This window comes from Mycobacterium sp. TKK-01-0059, assembly GCF_000709305.1.
Classification (GTDB): domain Bacteria; phylum Actinomycetota; class Actinomycetes; order Mycobacteriales; family Mycobacteriaceae; genus Mycobacterium; species Mycobacterium intracellulare.
The window spans coordinates 801,347-823,831 of record NZ_KL446993.1 but is presented as its reverse complement, the minus strand read 5'-3'; the positions used below and the strand labels follow the sequence as shown (position 1 = coordinate 823,831).

20 protein-coding genes and 1 riboswitch are annotated in these 22,485 nt (G+C 68.4%); of the genes, 10 read left to right on the top strand and 10 right to left on the bottom strand.

The window, feature by feature from the left end; genetic code table 11:
* The first annotated feature begins 2 nt into the window (after positions 1–2).
* From K883_RS04140 to K883_RS04130, 3 genes are read left to right on the top strand one after another with little or no spacing between them, the layout of a single operon-like run.
* Positions 3–386 carry a DUF742 domain-containing protein gene (locus K883_RS04140; RefSeq protein ID WP_014712298.1) on the top strand — a complete coding sequence of 128 codons (384 nt, stop codon included), beginning with the start codon at positions 3–5 and terminating at the stop codon, positions 384–386.
* Complete coding sequence (locus K883_RS04135) at positions 367–954, top strand: GTP-binding protein (RefSeq protein ID WP_008260062.1); 588 nt, start codon at positions 367–369, stop codon at positions 952–954. The genes K883_RS04140 and K883_RS04135 overlap by 20 nt, the downstream gene beginning before the upstream one ends.
* Positions 951–1,514, top strand: coding sequence for a pentapeptide repeat-containing protein (locus tag K883_RS04130; protein WP_036453771.1), 564 nt, complete (start codon positions 951–953; stop codon positions 1,512–1,514). Before K883_RS04135 ends, K883_RS04130 begins: the two co-directional genes overlap by 4 nt.
* Before the next feature lie 18 nt (positions 1,515–1,532).
* Here the strand turns inward: K883_RS04130 and K883_RS04125 are convergent, their stop codons facing one another.
* From K883_RS04125 to K883_RS04115, 3 genes are read right to left on the bottom strand one after another with little or no spacing between them, the layout of a single operon-like run.
* Entirely contained in the window at positions 1,533–3,884 is a 2,352-nt protein-coding gene (locus K883_RS04125; protein WP_008260060.1) for an ATP-binding cassette domain-containing protein, read from the bottom strand.
* Between the two features lie 36 nt (positions 3,885–3,920).
* Positions 3,921–6,584 carry an FHA domain-containing protein gene (locus K883_RS04120; RefSeq protein ID WP_036429601.1) on the bottom strand — a complete coding sequence of 888 codons (2,664 nt, stop codon included), beginning with the start codon at positions 6,582–6,584 and terminating at the stop codon, positions 3,921–3,923.
* A 30-nt stretch (positions 6,585–6,614) separates the two neighbouring features.
* A complete protein-coding gene (locus K883_RS04115) occupies positions 6,615–7,829 on the bottom strand; it encodes an NADH:flavin oxidoreductase (protein ID WP_008260057.1) in 1,215 nt (404 codons plus the stop codon).
* A gap of 25 nt (positions 7,830–7,854) precedes the next feature.
* On the opposite strand from K883_RS04115, the gene K883_RS04110 reads away from it, so the two are divergent.
* Positions 7,855–8,700, top strand: coding sequence for a bifunctional methylenetetrahydrofolate dehydrogenase/methenyltetrahydrofolate cyclohydrolase (locus tag K883_RS04110; protein WP_036453769.1), 846 nt, complete (start codon positions 7,855–7,857; stop codon positions 8,698–8,700).
* The gene (locus K883_RS04105; RefSeq protein WP_036453767.1) at positions 8,697–8,978 is read left to right on the top strand and encodes a DUF3017 domain-containing protein; all 282 of its coding nucleotides are present in this window, start codon (positions 8,697–8,699) and stop codon (positions 8,976–8,978) included. Before K883_RS04110 ends, K883_RS04105 begins: the two co-directional genes overlap by 4 nt.
* On the opposite strand, the gene K883_RS04100 is transcribed toward K883_RS04105, so the two are convergent.
* Complete coding sequence (locus K883_RS04100) at positions 8,975–9,532, bottom strand: DUF732 domain-containing protein (RefSeq protein ID WP_176476853.1); 558 nt, start codon at positions 9,530–9,532, stop codon at positions 8,975–8,977. The two genes, K883_RS04105 and K883_RS04100, sit on opposite strands and share 4 nt — an antisense overlap.
* A gap of 437 nt (positions 9,533–9,969) precedes the next feature.
* Here K883_RS04100 and K883_RS04095 point away from each other — a divergent pair, with 437 nt between their 5' ends.
* Complete coding sequence (locus K883_RS04095; RefSeq protein ID WP_036453762.1) at positions 9,970–11,334, top strand: HNH endonuclease signature motif containing protein; 1,365 nt, start codon at positions 9,970–9,972, stop codon at positions 11,332–11,334.
* A 27-nt stretch (positions 11,335–11,361) separates the two neighbouring features.
* On the opposite strand, the gene K883_RS04090 is transcribed toward K883_RS04095, so the two are convergent.
* Genes K883_RS04090 through K883_RS04075 form a run of 4 tightly spaced genes read right to left on the bottom strand, consistent with a single transcriptional unit; the run spans position 11,362 to position 15,102 of the window.
* A complete protein-coding gene (locus K883_RS04090) occupies positions 11,362–11,796 on the bottom strand; it encodes a VOC family protein (RefSeq protein ID WP_036453761.1) in 435 nt (144 codons plus the stop codon).
* Between the two features lie 23 nt (positions 11,797–11,819).
* Positions 11,820–12,554 (bottom strand): class I SAM-dependent methyltransferase, encoded by a 735-nt coding sequence (locus K883_RS04085; protein WP_008260046.1) that lies wholly within the window; start codon positions 12,552–12,554, stop codon positions 11,820–11,822.
* On the bottom strand, positions 12,551–13,699 hold the full coding sequence (locus K883_RS04080; protein ID WP_008260045.1) for a homoserine O-acetyltransferase MetX: 1,149 nt from the start codon (positions 13,697–13,699) through the stop codon (positions 12,551–12,553). Before K883_RS04080 ends, K883_RS04085 begins: the two co-directional genes overlap by 4 nt.
* Positions 13,700–13,713: 14 nt before the next feature.
* Complete coding sequence (locus tag K883_RS04075; RefSeq protein ID WP_008260044.1) at positions 13,714–15,102, bottom strand: bifunctional o-acetylhomoserine/o-acetylserine sulfhydrylase; 1,389 nt, start codon at positions 15,100–15,102, stop codon at positions 13,714–13,716.
* 178 nt (positions 15,103–15,280) lie between these two features.
* A riboswitch (SAM riboswitch) is annotated at positions 15,281–15,397 on the bottom strand.
* A gap of 150 nt (positions 15,398–15,547) precedes the next feature.
* On the opposite strand from K883_RS04075, the gene K883_RS04070 reads away from it, so the two are divergent.
* Positions 15,548–17,785, top strand: coding sequence for an NADP-dependent isocitrate dehydrogenase (locus K883_RS04070; protein WP_008260043.1), 2,238 nt, complete (start codon positions 15,548–15,550; stop codon positions 17,783–17,785).
* Positions 17,786–17,803: 18 nt separating this feature from the next.
* Positions 17,804–19,045 carry an NADP-dependent isocitrate dehydrogenase gene (locus K883_RS04065; protein WP_008260041.1) on the top strand — a complete coding sequence of 414 codons (1,242 nt, stop codon included), beginning with the start codon at positions 17,804–17,806 and terminating at the stop codon, positions 19,043–19,045.
* Here K883_RS04065 and K883_RS04060 read toward each other — a convergent pair.
* On the bottom strand, positions 19,038–19,859 hold the full coding sequence (locus K883_RS04060) for an alpha/beta fold hydrolase (protein ID WP_008260039.1): 822 nt from the start codon (positions 19,857–19,859) through the stop codon (positions 19,038–19,040). The genes K883_RS04065 and K883_RS04060 overlap by 8 nt on opposite strands.
* Positions 19,860–20,099: 240 nt before the next feature.
* Here K883_RS04060 and trpS point away from each other — a divergent pair, with 240 nt between their 5' ends.
* A complete protein-coding gene (trpS, locus tag K883_RS04055) occupies positions 20,100–21,119 on the top strand; it encodes a tryptophan--tRNA ligase (protein WP_008260038.1) in 1,020 nt (339 codons plus the stop codon).
* 11 nt (positions 21,120–21,130) lie between these two features.
* On the top strand, positions 21,131–22,168 hold the full coding sequence (yhjD, locus tag K883_RS04050) for an inner membrane protein YhjD (protein WP_008260037.1): 1,038 nt from the start codon (positions 21,131–21,133) through the stop codon (positions 22,166–22,168).
* Here yhjD and K883_RS04045 read toward each other — a convergent pair.
* Positions 22,165–22,479, bottom strand: a complete 315-nt coding sequence (locus tag K883_RS04045) for a DMT family transporter (RefSeq protein WP_008260036.1) — start codon at positions 22,477–22,479, stop codon at positions 22,165–22,167. The genes yhjD and K883_RS04045 overlap by 4 nt on opposite strands.
* Positions 22,480–22,485: the final 6 nt, after the last annotated feature.

The window sequence follows — 22,485 nt, the reverse complement described above, 5'->3', positions numbered from 1 at the left end:
CGATGGACACCCCCGAGAGCTGGCCCGCACACCGTAAGGGGAACCTGGTCCGCCCGTACACCCTGACGTCCGGCCGGACCGACACGAACGTCGAGCTCCCCCTGGAGGCGCCGCTGCAGACGCTGCAGCCCGGCGCACCCCACCGGTATCCGCCCAACGACGCGCGGGGCAGAATCATCCAGCTGTGCGGCCAGGGTCCGCCGAGCCCGTCGGTCGCCGAGATCTCGGCCCGGCTGGACCTGCCGCTCGGCGTCGCGCGCGTCCTGGTCGGGGATCTGGTGCTGTCCGGCTACCTTCGGGTGTATAGGACGTTGTCCGAGCGTTCGACCCGCGATGAGCGTCACGAACTCATAGGAAGGACCCTGCGTGGCTTACGCGCACTCTGAGGTGCAGCAAGATTCCGGCGCCCACGCGTCGACGAAGATCGTGATCGCCGGCGGATTCGGGGCCGGCAAGACCACCTTCGTCGGGGCGGTGTCGGAGATCATGCCGCTGCGCACCGAGGCGATGCTGACCGACGCCTCGACCGGCGTCGACGCCCTCGAGGCCACCCCGGACAAGCGGACCACCACCGTCGCGATGGACTTCGGCCGGATCACGCTGGCCGAAGACCTGGTGCTCTACCTGTTCGGCACGCCGGGGCAGCGCCGCTTCTGGTTCATGTGGGACGACCTGGTCCGCGGCGCCATCGGGGCGGTGGTGCTGGTCGACTGCCGGCGCCTGCAGGACAGCTTCGCCGCCGTGGATTTTTTCGAGCACCGCAACCTGCCGTTCCTGGTCGCGGTCAACGAGTTCGACGGGGCGCCGCGCTACCCGGTCGCCGAGGTGCGCGAAGCGCTGACCCTGCCCCCGCACATCCCGGTGATCACGGTCGACGCCCGCGATCGCCGGTCGGCGACCGACGCCCTGATCGCGGTCAGCGAATACGCCCTGGCCACCCTGACGCCCAATTGAGCGAGGAGTGGGTCGACCGCGAGTTCGACGGCCACGACTTCACCGACGAAGACCTGAGCCGCTTGCGGACCGAGCGGACCGTGTTCACCGAATGCGATTTCAGCGGCACCAACCTGGCCGAGTCGCAACACCGCGGCTCGGCCTTCCGCAACTGCACGTTTCACCGGACGTCGTTGTGGCACAGCTCTTTCGCCCAATGCTCGATGCTGGGGTCGGTGTTCGTGCAGTGCCGGCTGCGGCCGATCACGTTCGACGAGGTGGATTTCACGCTCGCCGTGCTCGCCGGCATCGACCTGCGGGGCGTCGACTTCAGCGGCTGCCGGCTGAGGGAGGCCAGCCTGGTGGAGGCCGACCTGCGCAAGGCCGTGCTGCGCGGCGCGGACCTGCGTGGCGCGCGGACCGCCGGCGCCCGGCTCGACGGCGCCGATCTGCGCGGCACCACCGCCGACCCCGGGTTGTGGACGACCGCGTCGCTGGCCGGCGCCCGCGTCGACGTCGACCAGGCCGTGGCCTTCGCGCTGGCGCACGGGCTTCGACTGGATGGGGGCCCGCACGACTGAGCCATCAGCGGCTGAGGTTCAGCGCGCGAGCCGGATGCGCCAGCGCACCAGCGCCCCGTAGCCGACCGAGAGCACCGCGAGCATGCCCATGTCGAGCAGCCAGGCCGCCGGCGCGTGCTGGAAATGACTGTCCCGCGGGCTCTGCGGGCCGGGCGACACCGCCCACAGGTCGACGGTCGACCCCTGCGCGGCGTATCCCCACCGCGACGGCATCAGCCAGGACGCCTGGTCGAGAAGGATCCGGTCGGTGACCGGCACCATCCCACCGCAGAGCACCATCTGCATCATCAGCGACACCACCAGCATCGGCATCACCTGCTCGCCCGTGCGCGCGAGCGCCGAGAGCAGCAGGCCCAGCATGGCCGCGGCCACGCACGTCGCCGCCACGGCGACGAACAGCTCGACGGTGGCCGCCGAACTAGAGGGACCGAGCAGCACCGCGGGCCGCGTCGGCGGCCCCTTGCCCAGCACCACGATGGCGGTGGCGATGGCCGCCTGGACGACGGCGAACCCGCAGAACACCGCGACCTTGGCCAGCAGGTACGCGGTGGTCGACAGGCCGACGGCCTGTTCGCGCCGGAAGATCGGCCGCTCGCCGATGAGGTCGCGGATGGTCAGCGCGGTGCCCATGAACGCGGCCGCCATGGTGAGCAGGGTCAGGATCATCCCGGCCTCGCCCGCCGACTCGCCGGCCGGGTCGGCGTAACCGAAGCCGGCGCTGCCGGGAACGGTCAGCGACAGCGCGCCCATGACGAACGGCAGCACGGCCAGGAACACGAAATAGGCGCGGTCGGACACCACCAGCCGGACCTGGCGGCGCGCGATGGTGGAGAACTGGTGGCGCTTGCTGGTGCGCGGCGGCGCGCCGAGCTCGGCCGGCGCCTGGGTGCGCCGCGGGGGCGGCGGTCTGTTCTGGGCCAGAAAGCGGCGATTGGCCTCGTCCGGGTCGGCGCCCACCTTGGCGAAGATGTGCGCCCAGTTGGTGGTTCCCATGGCCGGACCGATCTGGCCGGGTGGACCCAGGAACGCCGTCTTGCCGCCCGGCGCCATCAGCAACACCTGGTCGCAGACGTCGAGGTAGGTCAGCGAGTGGGTCACCACCAGCACGACGCGGCCGGCGTCGGCGAGTTGCCGCAGCATCGTCATGACCTGCAGGTCCAGCGCGGGGTCCAGGCCCGATGTGGGTTCGTCGAGGATCAGCAGCGACGGCCCGGTGAGCAGCTCGAGCGCCACCGACGCGCGCTTTCGCTGCCCGCCGGACAGCCTGTCGACCCGGGTGTTCGCGTGCTCGGTCAGGCCGAGCTCGTCGAGCACCTCGGCGACGACCCGGGCCCGGTCGGCTTTGCTGGTGTCCGGCGGCAGGCGCAGCTCGGCGGCGTATCCGAGCGCCTGGCTGACCGTGAGCTGCCGGTGCACGACGTCGTCTTGGGGGACCATCCCGATCCGGGTGCGCAGCGACGCGTACTCGGTGTGGATGTCGTGGCCCTCGAAGGTGACCGAGCCCGACGTCGGGGTGGCGTACCCGGCGATCAGCCGCGACAGCGTCGTCTTGCCCGCGCCGGAGCCGCCGATGAGTGCGGTCAGCGTGCCGGGGCGGGCGGTCAGCGAGATCCGTTCCAGCAGGCGCTTGTCACCGATGCCGAAGTTGACCTCACGCACCTCGAGGCCGCCGGCGCGGGTCGCCGCCTCTTGCATTCGAACCAGCGCGCCGCCGCGCAACACCAGGTCGACGTTGCCGATCGTCACCACGTCGCCCTCGGACAGCGCCGCCGAGGTGACCCTGACCCCGTTGACGAAGGTGCCGTTGCTGCTGTTCGCGTCGCGGATCTCGGGGCCGGCCGGTGTCGGCGTCACGAAGGCGTGGCGGCGCGAGGCCAGCACGTCGTGGATGACGATGTCGTTGTCGAGCGCGCGGCCGATCCAGGCGGCCCGCCCGGTCACCGGCCGGCGATCGGCTTCGGGTCCCGCGACGGCGACCCGGGTGGTGGGGAACTCCCCGGCGTCGGCCGGCGGCTGCGGCGCGGTGCGCCCGGCGTCCCTGCGGCGAAACGAGCGTGCGGGCGGCCGTCCCACTTCGAAGGTGATCCGCGGGCCGTCGGGCTTGCCGATGTTGATGCTCTGGCCGTCGCGAATGTCGACGACCGGCACCCGCCGGCCGTCGAGGTAGACGCCGTTGAGCGTGTTGTTGTCGACCGCGAGCCACCGGCCCCGATCGAAGCGCAACAGCAGGTGCGCGCGGGCGATCAACGGGTGCGCGACCCGCAGGTCGGCGCGCAGGTCGTTGCCGACGACGACGTCGCGGCCGGCGGTGAAGCTGCCCTGCGAGTGCTCGGATCGCGCCGTCAGCAGGGGCTGGGCAGGTCGGGTCATCGCATCCCAGATTAGGGTCGCCGCCTGAGAGCCGCCTCAGCGTTTCAGCCGGATGTGCCAGCGCACGATGCCGGTGTAGGCGATCGAGAGCAGCGTGAGCATGGCCATGTCGAAGACGAAGATGTGCTTCGAGTGCTGCCAGATCGGATCGTTGGTGGGGATCTGCTTGACCTTCACCAGCGACGGGAAGTCGATCGAGGACGCGCCCGCCGCGTAGCCCCAGCGGGCGGGCGTCAACCACGCCAGCTGTTCCAGCCCGATGCGCTGATACACCGGGATCATCCCGCTGGAGAACACCAGCTGCGACATGATCGACACCACCAGCAGCGGCATGATCTGCTCGTTGGACTGCGCCAGCGCCGACAGCAGCAGGCCGAGCATGGCCGAGGCCACACAGGTGCCCGCGACGGTGACGAACAGCGAGAAGGTGGAGTTGCCGAAGAACTGCGGGTGCGCGGTCGGCGCGCCCTTCCCCAGCCGCACGATGATGGTCGCGATCGCCGCCTGGCCCGTGGCGAAGACGCAGAACACCGCGATCTTGGCCAACAGATAGGCGGTGGTCGACAGGCCGACGGCCTGCTCCCGCTTGAAGATGGCGCGCTCGCCGATGAGATCCCGGATGGTCAGCGCGGTGCCCATGAAGACGGCGCCGATGTTGAGCAGCACCATGATGTACTGCGGCTGGGTGGGTGCGGGGCCCATCGGGTCGGCCGGCCCGAGGCCGGGGTGCGGGCCCTTCACCGTCAGCGACAACGCGCCGATGAGGAACGGCAGGATCGCCAGGAAGATCGTGTAGCCACGGTCGGACACGACGAGGCGAACCTGGCGGCGCGCGATCGTGGACAGCTGCCGCCACAGGTTGGTTTGGGGTGGTTCGCCCAGGTCCGCCGGGCTCTGCGGGGTCGGCGGCTGCGACGACTGCTGATTGCGCTCCTTGAAGCGTCGGTTGGCCTCGTCCGGGTCGGCGCCCACCTTGGCGAAGATGTCGGCCCAGTTGCGGGTGCCCATGGCCGCCTCGACCTGGTCGGGTGGCCCGCAGAACGCGGTCTTGCCGCCGGGCGCGACCAGCAGGATCTGGTCGCACACGTCCAGGTAGGACACCGAGTGGGTCACCACCAGCACCACGCGGCCCGCGTCGGCGAGCTGGCGCAGCATCAGCATGACCTGGCGGTCCAGCGCCGGGTCCAGCCCGGACGTCGGCTCGTCGAGCAGCAGCAGCGACGGCTGGGTGAGCAGCTCGAGCGCGACCGAGGCGCGCTTGCGCTGGCCGCCCGAGAGCTTGTCGACCCGCGTCTCGGCGTGCTGGGTCATGTCGAGTTCCTCGAGCACCTGGGCGACGACGCGGGCGCGTTCCTCTTTGCTGGTGTCGGGCGGCAGGCGCAGTTCGGCGGCGTAGTTGAGGGCCTGGTTGACCGTGAGCTGGCGGTGCACGACGTCGTCCTGGGGGACCATCCCGATCCTGCTGCGCATGGACGCGTACTCGGTGTGGATGTTGTGGCCCTCGAAGGTCACCGTGCCCGACGTGGGGCTGGTGTAGCCGACGATCAGCCGCGACAGCGTGGTCTTCCCGGCGCCCGAACCGCCGATGATGGCCGTGAGCGTCCCGGGCCGGGCGGTCAGTGAGATGTGGTCGAGCAACTGCTTGCCGTGGTCGACGGTGTAGCAGACGGAGTTGACCTCCAGGCCGCCGGTCCGCGTCGCCGCCTCGGTGCGCCGGACCAGGCCGTCGCCGGTGAACACCAGGTCGACGTTGCCGATGGTGACCACGTCGCCCTCGGTCAACACCGCGGACCCGACCCGGACGCCGTTGACGAAGGTGCCGTTCACGCTGTGCGCGTCGCGGATCTCGGTGCCCAGCGGCGTCTGGATCAAGAACGCGTGATGGCGCGAGGCGAGCACGTCCTGGATGACGATGTCGTTGTCGGTGGCCCGCCCGATGGTTTGCGACCCGGCCGGTTTCTGGATCGCGCCGGACCGCGACGGCCGCAGGGCCTGGAACATCTTGGTCGCCAGGTTCGCCACCTCGGGCGGCTTGGCGTTGGCGGGTGCGGCCCGGGTGGGCGCGGGGATGTGCTGCGCCGGCGGGGGGCTGTGGACGGGGGCTTGCAGGGGGGAATTGTGCGGCGGGGGTGGCGCGGCGGGCGGGTAGGCGGGCGGTCGCCCACCGCCGGCGCCGTACATGGTTTGCCCCGCCGGTCCGGGCCGGGGAGCGGGCTGCGGCCGCCGCGGAGGCGCCACCCAGTTGGGCGTGCGCCCGGCTGGAGGCGGCGGCGGCCCGGGTGGAGCGGCGACGGGCGGGCCCGGTTGCGCCGACCACGCCGCCGGCTGCGGCGGGGCCGCCACCGGGATGTTCATCGATTCGGTCTTGGGCGGGCGCCCGGCCATGCCTTGGTGGCGGCCGACGTCGAACGTCAGCAGCGGCCCGTCGGGGTTGCCGATGTTGAGGGTCTGCCCGTCGTGGATCTCGACGACGGGCACGCGCCGGCCGTTAACGAAAGTTCCGTTGAGCGAACCGTTGTCGATGGCCAGCCACTTGCCCTGGTCGAAACGCAGCAACAGGTGGGCCCGCGAAATCAGCGGATGCGTGATGCGCATGTCGGCCCGCAGATCGCGCCCGACGACCACATCGTGGCCGGCTGCGAAGGTACGTTCGGACCCTTCGTGATGGACGGTTAGCGCTGGCGGGGCTGGTGCTGACATCGCCACAACTGTAGCTTGCGGCCCTGTGGATCAGCGTGGAGCGGCCGCGGCGTCGGGCGCGCCGGTCACGACGCAGTGCGTCCGGCTGTAGATCGTCGGCATGCACTGATTGCAGTGCGTGCAGGCGGAGTGCACCCGGTGCTGGGCGTCCTCGGCGGCGATCCGGTTGATCAGGTCAGGCTCGGCGAGCAGCGCGCGGGCCATCGCGACGAACTCGAAACCCTCGGCCATCGCCAGGTCCATCGTCTCGCGGTTGGTGATGCCGCCGAGCAGGATCAACGGCATCTTCAACTCGGCGCGAAACAGCTTGGCGTCGCGCAATAAATAGGCCTCGCGGTAGGGGTATTCGCGCAGGAACTTCTTGCCCGTCATGCGCATGCCCCAGCGCAGCGGCGGCTTGAACGCGCCCGCGAACTGCTTGAGCGGCGCGTCGCCGCGGAACAGGTACATCGGATTGACCAGCGAGCTGCCCGCGGTCAGTTCGATCGCGTCGAGCCCACCGTCCTCTTCCAGCCACTTGGCGGTGGTCAGCGATTCGTCGGTGCTGATGCCGCCGCGAACGCCGTCGGCCATGTTCAGCTTGGCGGTCACCGCGATCGGCGTGCCTTCCTTTTCGACCGCGCGGCGGACGGCCATCACGATCCCGCGGGCGACCTTCGCCCGGTTCTGCAGCGATCCGCCGAATTCGTCGTCGCGGCGATTGATCAGCGGGGACAGGAACGAACTCGCCAAGTAGTTGTGGCCCAGGTGGATTTCGACGGCGTCGAAGCCCGCTTCGATGGCCAGCCGGGCGGCGTTCGCGTGGCCTTCGATGACGTCGTCGATATCCTCACGGGTGGCCTTCTTGGCGAAGCGCATCCCGATCGGGTTGAAGAATCGGACCGGCGCCAGCGCCTTCGCCTTGTTGGACTTGGCGTTGGCGACCGGGCCGGCGTGGCCGATCTGCGCGCTGACCGCCGCGCCCTCGGCGTGGATCGCGTCGGTGAGCCGCCGGAACCCGGGCACGGCCTCGGGCCGCATCCAGATGCCGTTGCCCTCGGTGCGACCGCCGGGGGAGACGGCGCAGTAGGCGACGGTCGTCATGGCGACCCCGCCGGCGGCCGGCAGCCGGTGGTATTCGATGAGGTCGTCGGTCACCAGCGCCTCGGGCGTGCGCGCCTCGAACGTGGCGGACTTGATGGTGCGGTTACGCAGCGTTATCGGACCGAGCTTCGCGGGGCTGAAGACGTCCGGAGGGGTAGACATACCGGGAGCGTGCCAGACTGTCAGCGTGGGAGCAATCACGCTGGACGGCAAGGCCACCCGCGACGAGATCTTCGTCGACCTCAAACAGCGCGTGGCCGTATTGACCGCGTCGGGACGCACCCCCGGTTTGGGCACCATCCTGGTGGGCGACGACCCCGGCTCCCAGGCGTACGTGCGGGGCAAACACGCCGACTGCGCCAAGGTCGGGATCACCTCGATCCGCCGCGACCTGCCCGCCGACATCAGCACCGCCACGCTCAACGAGACCATCGACGAGCTCAACGCGAACCCCGACTGCACCGGTTACATCGTGCAGTTGCCGCTGCCCAAGCACCTGGACGAGAACGCGGCGCTGGAGCGCGTCGACCCGAACAAGGACGCCGACGGTCTGCACCCGACCAACCTGGGCCGGCTGGTGCTCAACAACCCTGCCCCGCTGCCGTGCACGCCGCGCGGCATCGTGCACCTGCTGCGCCGCTACGACGTCGAGATCGCCGGGGCGCACGTGGTCGTCATCGGCCGCGGTGTGACTGTCGGTCGCCCGTTGGGGCTGCTGCTGACCCGCCGTTCGGAGAACGCGACGGTGACGTTGTGCCACACCGGAACTCGCGACCTTCCGGCGTTGACCAAACAGGCCGACATCATCGTGGCCGCCGTCGGGGTCCCGCACCTGTTGACCGCCGACATGGTGCGTCCGGGCGCCGCGGTGCTCGACGTCGGGGTCAGCCGGACCGACGACGGACTCGTCGGCGACGTGCACCCCGACGTGTGGGACGTGGCCGGGCACGTATCGCCCAACCCGGGCGGTGTGGGCCCCTTGACCCGGGCGTTCCTGCTGACCAACGTCGTCGAGCTGGCCGAACGGGAATGACCGCGCGGACCGTGCTGCGAGCCCAGTGGCCGATTCTGTTGGTGGGCTTGATCTTTGCCGCGGCACTGGTATTGGTGGGAGCCAACTTCTGGCGGCGGGGCTCGCTGTTGATCGGCATCGGTGTGGGCGTGGCCGCGCTGCTGCGATTGGTGCTATCCGAGGAGCGGGCCGGCCTATTGGTGGTGCGCGGCAAGGGAATCGACTTCCTCACCACCGCGGCGGTCGGGGCGGCGATGGACTACATCGCCTGGACGATCGACCCGCTGGGCACCGTCTAGTAACTCGGCAGCGCCGGAACCTGTCCCGGCATCTGGCCGGCCATGCCCGGGATTTGGCCCGTCATTCCGGGGACCTGGCCCGCCATGCCCGGGATCTGGCCCCCCATCCCCGGGATCTGGCCCCCCATCCCCGGGATCTGGCCGGGCATTCCCGGAACCTGCGGCATGGCACCGGACAGGTTGCCGCTGGCGATGTTCGCCATCTCCTGGGGGCAGTACGTCTGGATCGCGATCGTGGTGAACATGCTCGCCATCTGCGGGGACATGCCACGGCCGGAGATGCTGGACGCTGCCCCGGCGAAGCTGCCGCCCGGCTGCGCGAGCATCGGGCAGATCGACTCGCCTACGGCCATCGCGTTTCCGGGTTCGCCGAAGTCGATGCCGGCGTGATTGAGCGCGTCGATGAAGTCGTCGCCGTTGCCCTCCGCTTCGGCCGGCGCCGCGAAGGCCGAGGCCACGGTGAGCAGGCCGGCGGCCGCGGCGAGCAGGCGGATGGTGAGCGGCTGTTGGCGCAAGACCCAGATCCATTGATGAGTTCGTGCAAGTGCCTTCACGCCAGCCTCCCCGTCCGCATGGAGTGCACCGACGGCACTCGAATCACGCCTACGAACTCTGATCTATCACTGTCACGTTTACGAAACGGTGGGGTAAAGGTTCGCACAATAAGCGTTTCGTGAGGTGGGTGTGTTCGCGATGTGGCTTATTGAGCAAGCGGTTCGGCAGGGCGGATCGGGCCGCCGCCGCCCCGCCGACGCCGCGCTGTCGTGGCGCAACTACGCCGAGAACACTATCGGGCACCGCATGCCAAGCGGTGCAAACTTTCTCGATGGGCGACTGGGTCAAGTATCGTGAGGCACACCGTTGGCCCTCTCGCCCTCGAGCGGACGCGTTTTCGGATATCGGAAACGTATAGCGAAATCCCTTGTGTCACTGTGGTTTCAGTGGTCACAATCCGGGGTTTTTTGTCGGTGGGCCTCGATAGTTTGGCGGTGTGAGTTCCACTGGTCTGCCCGATGTCGACGCGGTGTTCGACGCGCTCGATGCTGAGGTGGACCGCGCGTGTGCGTTGGTGCTCGACGCGTTGACCGTGCAGCAGCAGCTGGCGGTGTTGGAGCGCTGTGAGAGGCTGCGCCGGCGCATTCCGGTCATCGAGCATCCGCTGCTCAATTCCCTGGCCCGCCAAGCCCCCTTGCAGGAGCTCGGCGGCGGGCTGGCCCACGCGCTGACCGAACGCACCCTGATCAGCCGCCACGAAGCGTCTCGGCGTATCAAAGAGGCCCGCGACCTGGGACCGCGCCACGGCCTGACCGGTGAACCGTTGCCGCCGGTGCTGGCGGCCACCGCGGCCGCCCAGCGCGCCGGAGACCTGGGCGCGGGTCAGGTGGCCGTGATCCGCAAGTTCTACCACCAACTACCCGGCTGGGTGAGCGCTGCGGCCCGTGAGTTCGCCGAAGCCCAACTGGCCGGGTTCGGCACCCAGTTCGGCCCCGAACACCTGACCGAGCTGGCCCGCGGAATGTCCAATGCGCTTAACCCCGATGGCATCTTCACCGATGAGGACCGCGCCCGCAGCCGCGGGGTGACGCTGGGCAACCAGCAACCCGACGGCATGTCGGAGTTGCGGGGGCTGATCACCCCCGAACTACGCGCCACCTTCGAAGCCGTGGAAGCCAAACTCGGCGCCCCGGGCATGTGCAACCCCCTCGACGACACCCCGTGCGTGGAGGGGACGCCCAGCCAAGAGGCCATCGACCGTGATACCCGCTCCAAGGCTCAGCGCAACCACGATGCCCTGCTGGCCGCCCTGCGCGCGATGCTGGCCTCCGGCGACTTGGGTCAGCACAACGGGTTACCGGCCTCCATCATCGTCACCACCACCCTGGCCGAGTTGGACGCCGCCGCCGGGCGAGCCCTGACCGGCGGGGGCACCATCCTGCCCATGAGCGATGTGATCCGCCTGAGCCGTCACGCGCATCACTACCTGGCCATCTTCGATAAAGGAAAGACCCTGGCGCTCTATCACACCAAGCGGCTGGCCTCCCCGGGACAACGAATCGTGTTGTACGCCAAGGACCGCGGCTGCACCGCACCAGGCTGCACCGTGTCGGGTTACTACTGCGAAGTGCACCACGTCACCGACTACGCCACCTGCCACAGCACCGACATCAACCAGCTGACCTTCGCCTGCGGCCCGCATCACCGCATGCTCGACCCCGGCGGCTGGACCACCCGCAAGAACGCCAAGGGCGAGACCGAATGGAAACCACCACCCCACCTCGAGCGTAATCGGCCACGCACCAACACCTTCCACCATCCGGAGAAACTGCTGCGTGAGGACGACGATGACGGGTGGTAACCGGGCTGGAGTAATTGAACGAGGTGATCAGGCTTTTGAGAAGTCGGGCACTGTGATCGCGCCGTCGTCGGCTAGCGCGAACCCAGGGTTGTGGGCGATTTCCCACGCGTGACCATCGGGATCGCGGAACGCACCCGCATACCCGCCGTAGAACGTCTCGGCAGCGGCGCGTGTGATGGTGGCTCCGGCATCTGTTGCCGCGGCCAGGATCTCGTCCACCTCGGCGCGCGACCGCACGTTGTGAGCCAAGGCGATGCCGCCGAAACCGTCATCGCCTTGGTCGGCGATGCCGAGATCGGCCGAAAGCTTCTCTCGCGCCCACAGACTCACCGCGAGACCGCCGGCCTGAAAGAAGACGGTCTCCTGCACCACTTGACCGCGCCAGCCCAGGCACTCATAGAAGCGGCGGGCGCGGTCCAGATCGGCAACGCCCAGGGTGATCAGACTCAGTCGCTGCTCCATGCGACGAGACACTACGCGGGCGCTCAGTCGGCCAGCGTCGCCCGGGTGCACATGGTGACATAGGGCAGCGCCAGTCCGGTCGCATTCGCCAGCGCCGGATGGGTGGCCAGCAACTGGCGCACCTCGTCCAGCGTTCTGGAGCGAACCTCGGTCGGCGAGGTGATGCAGTAGCTGCGCGACGCGACGAGGTCGATCAATGCTTGCGGCGTAAGGTAACTCGTCCACTCGACCCGATGCTGCGCGAGGTCGGTGAACGGCTCGGGCAGTCGCACTTGGGTGCGGCCGCCGTCGCCGTCGCTGCCGATGATCCGCCCCAGTTCGCGCACCCAGCCGAGCCGTTCGTCGCGGGTGTTCCACACCAGGCCCAGCCGCCCGCCCGGCCGTAGCACGCGGGCCACCTCGGGTATCGCGCGCTCGGGGTCCACCCAATGCCAGGCCTGGGCCACCAGCACCACGTCAACGCTGTTGTCTTCCAACGGAATCTCTTCGGCCGTGCCCAGCAGGGCGCGGGTCTCGGGCAGCGAGGTCCGCAGCACCTCCAGCATGTCCGGGATCGGGTCGACGGCCACCACGTCCAGGCCGCGCTCCACCAGCCGGGTGGTCAGCTTGCCGGTGCCCGCACCCAGGTCGAGCACCTGGCGCGCGCCGACAGGCAACAGCCAGTCGATCGCTTCCGGGGGATAGGACGGGCGGCCACGCTCGTAGGCCGCGGCCGCCGAGCCGAATGACAAGGAGCGGTCGTGCCGCGAGCGGGTCACCGTTGCGACGTGCCTTCCCTGCTGTCCGCGCCGGCCAAAACCAGTGTCTCGCGGATCAATTCACCCACCGCGTCGGATTCCACCAGGAAGCCGTCGTGCCCGCAGAGGGAGTCGACCACCTGCAAAGCGGTGCAGCCCGGCAGGTGCTCGGCCAACTCCTCCTGCAGACGCAGCGGGTAGAGCCGGTCGGACGTGATGCCGCCCACCACCGCCGGCACCGGGCAGCCGCGCAGCGCCTTGGCCACCCCGCCGCGGCCCCGGCCGACGTCGTGAGTGTTCAGCGCCTCGGTCAGTACGACGTAGCTGCCCGCGTCGAAGCGCTCGAGCAGCTTGTCGCCCTGGTATTCCAGGTAGCTTTGCACGGCGTAGCGGCCGCCGGCGGCGGGATCCTCGTCGCCCTGCGCGTCATTGGCGAACCGGGTGTCCAGGTCCACCTCGCCGCGGTAGGTCAGGTGGGCGAAGCGCCGCGCGATCGCCAGCCCGGTTCCCGGCGCCAGCCCGGTGTCGTGATAGTCGCCGCCCTGCCAGTTCGGGTCGGCCTCGATCACCGCGATCTGTGTGGACTGGGTACCGATCTGATCGGCGGTGGCGCGCGCGCCCACCGCCAGCAGCAGCCCGGCGCGGACCCGGTCCGGGTGACCGACCATCCACTCCAAAGCCCTTGCGCCGCCCATGGATCCACCGACCACCGCGGCGACCTCGTCGATTCCCAGCGCGGCCAGTGCGGCGATGTCGGCCTCCACCTGGTCGCGGATGGAAATGCGCGGGAACCTTGAGCCCCAAGGCTTTCCGTCCCGGGTCCGCGAGCTAGGTCCGGTGGAGCCGCGGCAACCGCCGAGCACGTTGGTGGCCACCGCGCACCAGCGGTCGGTGTCGATCGGGGCTCCCGGCCCGACCATGCCGTCCCACCAGCCGCCGGTGGGATGTCCGGGTCCGGCCGGGCCGGTGACGTGCGAGTCACCGGTCAGCGCGTGCAGCACCACCACGACGTTGTCGCGTGTGGGCGACAACTCGCCCCAGCGCTGCACGGCGATGTGCACGTCGTCGATCACCGCGCCGCTTTCCGTGGTCAGCGAGCCGATGTGGACGAAGCCGATTTCGCCTTCGTCGGGCAGCGTTTGGGTGGGCACGTCGGGGATCGTCATCGGAGCGGTCTCCTTCAGAACGCCGCCACGGCGTGCGGATCGGTGCCCGAGGCTCCCGCGGTCGCGCCGAATTTGGCCGCCGCGGCGAAGCCGAGCTCCAGGTCGGCCAGGATATCGTCGATCCCCTCGATGCCGACCGCCAGCCGCACCAGGCCCGGGCTGACCCCGGTGCTCAGCTGCTCCTGCGGGGACAGCTGGGCGTGCGTCGTGGAGGCCGGGTGGATCACCAGGGAACGCACGTCGCCGATGTTGGCGACGTGGCTGTGCAACTTCAGCGCGTTCACGAAGGCCTTGCCGGCCTCGATGCCGCCGGCCAGCTCGAACGAAAGCACCGCCCCGGTTCCCTTGGGCGCCAGCTTCTTTGCCCGCTCGTGCCAGGGCGAGCTGGGCAGTCCCGCATAGTTCACCGAGAGCACGCCGTCGTGGCCGGACAAGAACTCGGCCACGTGCTGGGCGTTGGCGACGTGACGCTCGACGCGCAGGCTCAGCGTCTCGATGCCCTGGGCGACCAGGAACGCGTTGAACGGCGCGGCGGCCGAACCGAGGTCGCGCAGCAGCTGCACGCGCGCCTTGAGCGCGTAGGCCGGCGGACCGAGCTCGGCGAATACCACGCCGTGGTAGCTCGGGTCGGGGGTGGTGAACCCCGGGAAACGGCCCTGCGTCCAGTCGAACGTGCCGCCGTCGACGACGACCCCCGCGATCGCCGAGCCGTGGCCGCCGAGGTACTTGGTGGCCGAGTGCACGACGATGTCCGCGCCGTGCTGCAGCGGCTGGATCAGGTAGGGCGTGGCGATCGTGTTGTCGACGATCAGCGGGACGCCCGTGTCGTGGGCGACCCCGCCGACACCGGGGATGTCCAGGATGTCGATCTGCGGGTTGGAGATGGTTTCGGCGAAGAAGGCCTTGGTATTCGGCCGCGCCGCGGCCCGCCACGAATCCAGATCGTCGGGGTCCTCCACGAAGCTGACCTCGATGCCGAGCTTGGCCAGCGAGTAGTGGAACAGGTTGTAGGTCCCGCCGTAGAGCCTGGGGCTCGAGACGATGTGATCTCCGGCACACGCGATGTTCAAGATGGCGAACGTGGCCGCCGCCTGGCCCGAGCTCAGGAACAGCGCCGCCACGCCGCCCTCGAGCGCGGCGACGCGCTGCTCGACGACGTCGGTGGTCGGGTTGCCGATCCGGGTGTAGATGTTGCCCGGCACCTCCAGCCCGAACAGGGCGGCGGCGTGCGTGGTGTCGTCGAAGACGTACGAGGTGGTCTGGTAGATCGGCAGGGCGCGGGCGTTGGTGGCCGGGTCGGGCTGCTGCCCGGCGTGCACCTGCTTGGTCTCGAACGACCAATGCGCGGTCGGATCGGTGTTCTCGCTGGTAGTGCCGTTGGAAGAAGAACTGTCGGAACTCACGTGGGTTGGCTTTCTCCTGAAATATGGGCTCGGGTCTTCAGCGGGGCCTTACAGCCGGCCGGCTAGCAGCGGCGGACGGTCGCGCACATCAGCGGCTCCACCAAGGCGAGCCGACGATCGCAAGGAGCTGGACAGAAGCACATCACGTGTCCCCTCTAGTCAGGGGTCCGTTATGGCGGACCCGCGCTTGCCGCGCAGCCTGTGGCTACTAGACCTGGTCATCACCCGGGGCACCCCACCGCGGTTGGAGGGTTGCCGGCCAGCAAGCCGGGGCTTGTCGCTGGCGCTCATGACCAATACGAAGACTATCTTACTGTGCCGACCCGCTGCCAACTGTCGCGGTGCAGACGCAGGTCGACACCTGTCCAAACACCCTTGATAACGTGGCAGTTAGATTGCTGAGCCCCCAAAATACGAACCCATCATTGCCGCCGGGAGAGGGACCGTGAGCGCCGAAAAGCCGACCGTCATCTACACGCTGACCGACGAGGCGCCGCTGCTGGCGACCTACGCGTTCCTGCCGATCGTGCGTGCCTTCGCCGAACCCGCGGGCATCGAGGTCAAGACCAGCGACATCTCCGTGGCCGCCCGGATCCTCGCCGAGTTCCCCGAACACCTGACCGAAGAGCAGCGGGTCCCGGACAACCTCGCGGAGTTGGGCCGGCTGACGAAGCTGGCCGACACGAACATCATCAAGTTGCCCAACATCAGCGCCTCGGTGCCCCAGCTGATCGCCGCCGTCAAGGAGCTGCAGGGCAAGGGATTCAAGATTCCGGACTTTCCGCAGAGTCCGAAGACTGACGAGGACAAGGAAATTCGCGACCGCTACGCCAAGTGCCTGGGCAGCGCGGTGAACCCCGTACTGCGGCAAGGTAACTCGGACCGACGCGCGCCCAAGGCCGTCAAGGAATACGCCCGCAAGCACCCGCACAGCATGGCGGCATGGTCGCCGGCGTCGCGCACCCACGTCGCGACCATGAAGGGCGGCGACTTCTACCACGGCGAGAAGTCGATGACGCTGGACCGCGCGCGCAACGTGAAGATGGAGCTGGAAACCGAAAGCGGCAAGACGATCGTGCTCAAGCCGATGGTGTCGCTGCGCAACGCCGACGTCATCGATTCCATGTTCATGAGCAAGAACGCCCTCGTCGAGTTCTACGAGGAGCAGATGCAGGACGCCTACGAGACCGGCGTGATGTTCTCGTTGCACGTCAAGGCGACGATGATGAAGGTCTCCCACCCCATCGTCTTCGGGCACGCCGTGAAGATCTTCTACAAGGAGGCCTTCGCCAAGCACCAGGAACTCTTCGACGAACTCGGCGTCGACGTCAACAACGGATTGGTCGATCTGTACAGCAAGATCGAGTCGCTGCCGGCGTCGCTGCACGAGGAGATCATCCGCGATCTGCACGCGTGCCACGAGCATCGGCCCGAGCTCGCGATGGTCGATTCGGCCAAGGGCATCACCAACTTTCATTCGCCCAGCGACGTGATCGTCGACGCGTCGATGCCGGCGATGATCCGCGCGGGCGGCAAGATGTGGGGCGCCGACGGTCGGCAGAAGGACACCAAGGCCGTCAACCCCGAGTCCACCTTTTCCCGCATCTACCAAGAGATCATCAACTTCTGCAAGACCCACGGGCAGTTCGATCCGACGACGATGGGCACGGTCCCCAACGTCGGACTGATGGCGCAGCAGGCCGAGGAGTACGGCTCACACGACAAGACCTTCGAGATCCCCGAGGGCGGCGTCGCCAACATCGTCGACCTCGACACCGGGGAGGTGCTGCTGACCCAGAACGTGGAGGCCGGCGACATCTGGCGCATGCCCATCGTGCGGGACGAAGCGATACGGGACTGGGTCAAGTTGGCCGTCACCCGGGCGCGCAACTCGGGCATGACGGTGGTGTTCTGGCTCGACACCGAACGCCCGCACGAGGTCGAGCTGCGGAAGAAGGTCAAGGAGTACCTCAAGGAACACGACACCGAGGGCCTGGACATCAACATCATGCCGCAGGTGTGGGCCATGAGGTACACGCTGGAGCGCGCGATGCGTGGCCAGGACACCATCGCCGCCACCGGAAACATCCTGCGCGACTACCTCACCGACCTGTTCCCGATCCTGGAGCTGGGCACCAGCGCCAAGATGCTGTCCATCGTGCCGTTGATGGCCGGCGGCGGAATGTACGAAACCGGCGCGGGCGGCTCGGCGCCCAAGCACGTCCACCAGCTCGTCGAGGAGAACCACCTGCGCTGGGACTCCCTCGGTGAATTCCTGGCTCTGGGAGCCTGTTTCGAGGATATCGGCATCAAGACCGACAACGAGCGCGCCAAGCTGCTGGGCAAGACGCTGGATGCCGCGATCGGAAAGTTGTTGGACAACAACAAGAGTCCGTCGCGCAAGACGGGTGAGCTCGACAACCGCGGCAGCCAGTTCTATCTGGCGCTGTACTGGGCTCAGGAACTCGCCGCGCAGCACGACGACGAGGAGTTGCGCGAGCGCTTCGCCGCGCTGGCCGAGTCGTTGGGCGAGAACGAGGAGACCATCGTGGCCGAACTCGCCGAGGTGCAGGGTGAGTCGGTCGACATCGGCGGGTACTACTACCCGGACAGCGAGAAGACGACGGCGGTGATGCGGCCGAGCAAGACGTTCAACGAAGTGCTGGCCGCCGCGCACGGCTGACGCCGCAGGGAGGCACCGATGTCGAGCCCGGGTTCCAAAGAAGCCAAGATCAAGGTCAAGGGCCGCGTGGTCGAGCTCGACGGCGACGAGATGACCCGCGTCATCTGGAAGCTGATCAAGGACCAGCTGATCCTTCCGCACCTCGACATCGATCTGGACTACTACGACCTGGGCATCGAGCACCGCGATCGCACCGACGACCAGGTGACGATCGACGCGGCCTACGCCATCAAGAAGCACGGCGTGGGGGTCAAGTGCGCGACGATCACCCCCGACGAGGCCCGCGTCTCCGAGTTCAACCTCAAGAAGATGTGGCTGTCGCCGAACGGGACGATCCGGAACATCTTGGGCGGCACCATCTTCCGCGAACCGATCGTCATCTCCAACGTGCCACGCCTGGTTCCGGGCTGGACCAAACCGATCGTCATCGGCCGCCACGCGTTCGGCGACCAGTACCGGGCGACCAACTTCAAGGTCGACAAGCCCGGCACCGTCGCCATCACGTTCACCCCGGCCGACGGCAGCGAGCCGATGGTCCACGAGATGGTGTCCCTGCCCGACGACGGCGGCGTGGTGATGGGGATGTACAACTTCAAGGACTCCGTGCGCGACTTCGCGCGCGCGTCGTTCAAGTACGGCCTGAACGCCAAGTGGCCGGTGTACCTGTCCACCAAGAACACCATCCTCAAGGCCTACGACGGCATGTTCAAAGACGAGTTCCAGCGCATCTACGACGAGGAATTCAAGGAGCAGTTCGAGTCCGAGGGCCTGACCTACGAGCACCGGCTGATCGACGACATGGTCGCCGCCTGCCTCAAGTGGGAGGGCGGCTACGTGTGGGCGTGCAAGAACTACGACGGCGACGTGCAATCGGACGCCATCGCCCAGGGCTACGGCTCGCTGGGGCTGATGACCTCGGTGCTGATGACGGCCGACGGCAAGACGGTCGAAGCCGAGGCCGCGCACGGCACCGTCACCCGGCACTTCCGCCAGTACCAGGCCGGCAAGCCCACCTCGACCAACCCGATCGCCTCGATCTTCGCCTGGACGCGGGGACTGGCGCACCGCGGCAAGCTGGACGACACCCCCGAGGTGGTCGAGTTCGCGCAGACGCTGGAAAACGTCGTCGTCTCCACCGTCGAGAGCGGGAAGATGACCAAGGACCTCGCCATCCTGATCGGGCCTGAGCAGGAGTGGCAGCAGAGCGAGGAATTCCTCGACTCGATCGCGGAGAACCTGGAAAAGGAACTGGCTAGCTAGCCGGCGGCCGGTGCCGGTCGGAAAGCCGGTCCGGCCCCGCGGTGCATTCGTCGATGAAGTCGGCGATGGCCGCGGTGACGCGTTCGGGCGCCTCGAACATCGGCACGTGCCCGACGCCGTCGAGCTTGGTGATCTTCGTTCCCTCGGGCAAAAAGTCGGTGAAATGCCGGCTGAACCTGCTGGGCGGCACCACCCGGTCCTTCTCGCACAGCACCAGCTGCACGGGCACGGCGGTCTGCGCCAGCTCCAGCAAGCCCGGCTGCAGCAGCGACTTGATCAGCAGCTGGAAGTAGGCCGGGCAGTGCGCGGCGTCGTCGACCACACCGCGCAGTTGCTCGTCGCTGACCCCTTCCGGGGTGGCGCTCAGTGGCAGGGTCGCCAGCCGGCGGCTCAGCGGCAGCCGCAGCGCGCGCGGGCCCAGCAGCCGGGCCAGTCCCAGGATCGGCATCCCGGCGATGAACTTGCTGATCACCTCGAATTTGACCGGGCTCCAGCGCGTCCACCCGCCCGCGGCGCCGACGCCGGTGACGCTGCGCGCCCGCCCGCGCCGCTCGAGCTCGAAGGCCACCCAGCCGCCCAGCGAGTTGCCCACCAGGTGCGCGCTCTCCCAGCCGAGTTGGTCGAGCTGACGTTCGACGTGGTCGGCCAGCACCGACGAGCTCAGCAGCCAGGTGCCCGCGTAGGGGCCGCCGTTGTGCCCGGCCATGGTTGGGGCGAAGACCTCGTAGCGGCCCTTGAAACGGTCGCTGTCGGCCAGCCGCGGCGCCACCGGCTCCCACACCGTCTGCGACATCAAAAACCCGTGGAGCAGCACGACCGGCTCGCCGGAACCGAGATGGATCGGGGGACGGGCCGAGGGCGATGCCGAGTGAGCGGGGCTCACGAGCGAGGAGCCGAGCAGACGAGGTTGTGCATAACCCGACATTAAAGGCGGTACCGCCGGTATCGCAAGGCGGGCCCATCGCGGGTGTCCGGCGCGCAGCACATTCGGCATCGAGGGTGAGGCTGGCCGCACACCGGGCGGGGCGGCCGCGCGTGAAAAGATCGGTGCATCATGAGCACCGCTACCGGATCCAGCCGCATCTTCTCCGGCGTGCAGCCCACGTCCGATTCGCTTCACCTGGGTAACGCGCTGGGCGCCGTCACCCACTGGGTCGAACTGCAGGACGACCATGACGCGTTCTTCTGCGTGGTCGACCTGCATGCCATCACAGTCGCCCAGGATCCCGAGGCGCTGCGGCGGCGGACCCTGGTCACCGCCGCCCAATACCTGGCCCTGGGCATCGATCCGGCGCGCAGCACCGTCTTCGTGCAGAGCCACGTGCCCGCCCACCCCCAGTTGGCATGGGTGCTGGGCTGCTTCACCGGCTTCGGGCAGGCGTCGCGGATGACGCAGTTCAAGGACAAGTCGCTGCGCCAGGGCGCCGACTCCACCACCGTGGGTTTGTTCACCTACCCGGTGCTGCAGGCCGCCGACGTGCTGGCCTACGACACCGACCTGGTGCCGGTGGGCGAAGACCAGCGCCAGCACCTCGAGCTGGCCCGCGACGTGGCGCAGCGGTTCAACGCCCGATTCCCGGACACGTTCGTGGTGCCCGACGTGCTCATCCCCAAGGCGACCGCGAAGATCTACGACCTACAGGACCCCACGTCGAAGATGAGCAAATCCGCGGCCACCGACGCCGGGCTGATCAACCTGCTCGACGATCCGGCGTTGTCGGCCAAGAAGATTCGGTCGGCGGTGACCGACAGCGAGCGCGAGATCCGCTTCGACACCGACGCCAAGCCCGGCGTGTCCAACCTGCTGACCATCCAGTCGGCGGTCAGCGGCGTCGGCGTCGACAAGCTTGTCGAGGGCTATGCCGGAAAGGGTTACGGCGATCTGAAGAAGGACACCGCCGAGGCGGTGGTCGAGTTCGTCGCCCCGATCAAGGCCCGCGTCGACGAACTGACGGCCGACTTGGCCGAATTGGAGGCCATTTTGGCGGCCGGCGCCGAACGGGCCCAGGATGTCGCCGGGAAAACGGTCCAGCGGGTTTACGATCGGCTTGGGTTCCTTCCGCAACGGAGGTAAGACGTTTCACCATGAGCGAGCCGGCCGAGGAGGGATTTCTTGATCGGCTGCGGTCCCGGCACGGGTGGCTCGACCATGTCATCCGGGCCTACCAGCGTTTCGACGAGCGCAACGGCGGCTTCTTTGCCGCCGGCCTCACCTATTACACGATTTTCGCGTTGTTCCCGTTGCTCATGGTCGGTTTCGCGGTATTCGGCTTCGTGCTGGCCCGGCGGCCGCACCTGCTGAGCACGATCGACGACCACATTCGCTCGCAGGTGTCGGGCACGCTGGGTAATCAGCTGCAGGAGTTGATGAACTCGGCCATCGACGCCCGGACTTCGGTGGGTGTCATCGGTCTGGTCACCGCGGTATGGGCGGGCCTGGGCTGGATATCGCACCTGCGGCAGGCGCTGACCGAGATGTGGTGGGACTCCCACCTCGAGTCGCCGGGCTTCGTGCGGAGCAAGTTCTCCGATCTGCTGGCGATGGTGGGGACGTTCGCGGTGATCGTGGCCACCGTCGCGCTGACCACCGTCGGCCACGCCGCGCCCATGGCCGCGTTGCTGAAATGGCTTGGCGTACCGCAATTCGCGGTGTTCGACTGGCTGTTCTGGCTTTTCTCGATCCTGATCGCGACCCTGGTGTCGTGGCTGCTGTTCACGTGGATGATCGCGCGCCTGCCCCGGGAGAAGGTCAGCTTCGTCGATTCGATGCGGGCCGGGCTGATCGCGGCCGTCGGCTTCGAAGTGTTCAAGCAGGTGGGGTCGATCTATTTGAAGACGGTGTTGCGCAGCCCCGCGGGCGCGGCGTTCGGCCCGGTGCTGGGATTGATGGTGTTCGCCTACATCACCGCCTATCTCGTGTTGTTCTGCACCGCGTGGGGGGCGACGGCATCCACCGACCCGCGCGACCGCCCTGTGGAGCCCCCGGCCCCGGCGATCATCGCGCCGCGGGTGCACATGGATGAAGGTCTGAGCACCCGCCAGACGCTCACCGCGATGGGGCTGGGAGCCGTTGGGGCGCTGGCGCTTTCGCGGATCGCCGGGTTGGCCCGCCGTGGCCGCTAGCTGACCAGCTTCAAGCCCGCGATGCAGGCCACGATCCCGCCGATCAGCAACAGCTTGGTCAACGACGCCGGTTCCTCGCCGATCAGCGCCGCGTAGCCCACCGTCAGCACGGCCCCGACGCCGACCCAGACCGCGTAACTGGTTCCGACCGGCAACGTGCGCATCGCGGTTGCCAGCCCGGCCATCGAAAGCGCCAGCGCGACAACGAAGACCAGCGAAGGGCCGAGCCGGGAGAAGCCGTCGGACTTGTTCAGGGCGGTCGCCCACACCGCCTCCAGGACGCCCGACGCGATCAAGACGAGCCATGCCATTGCGCA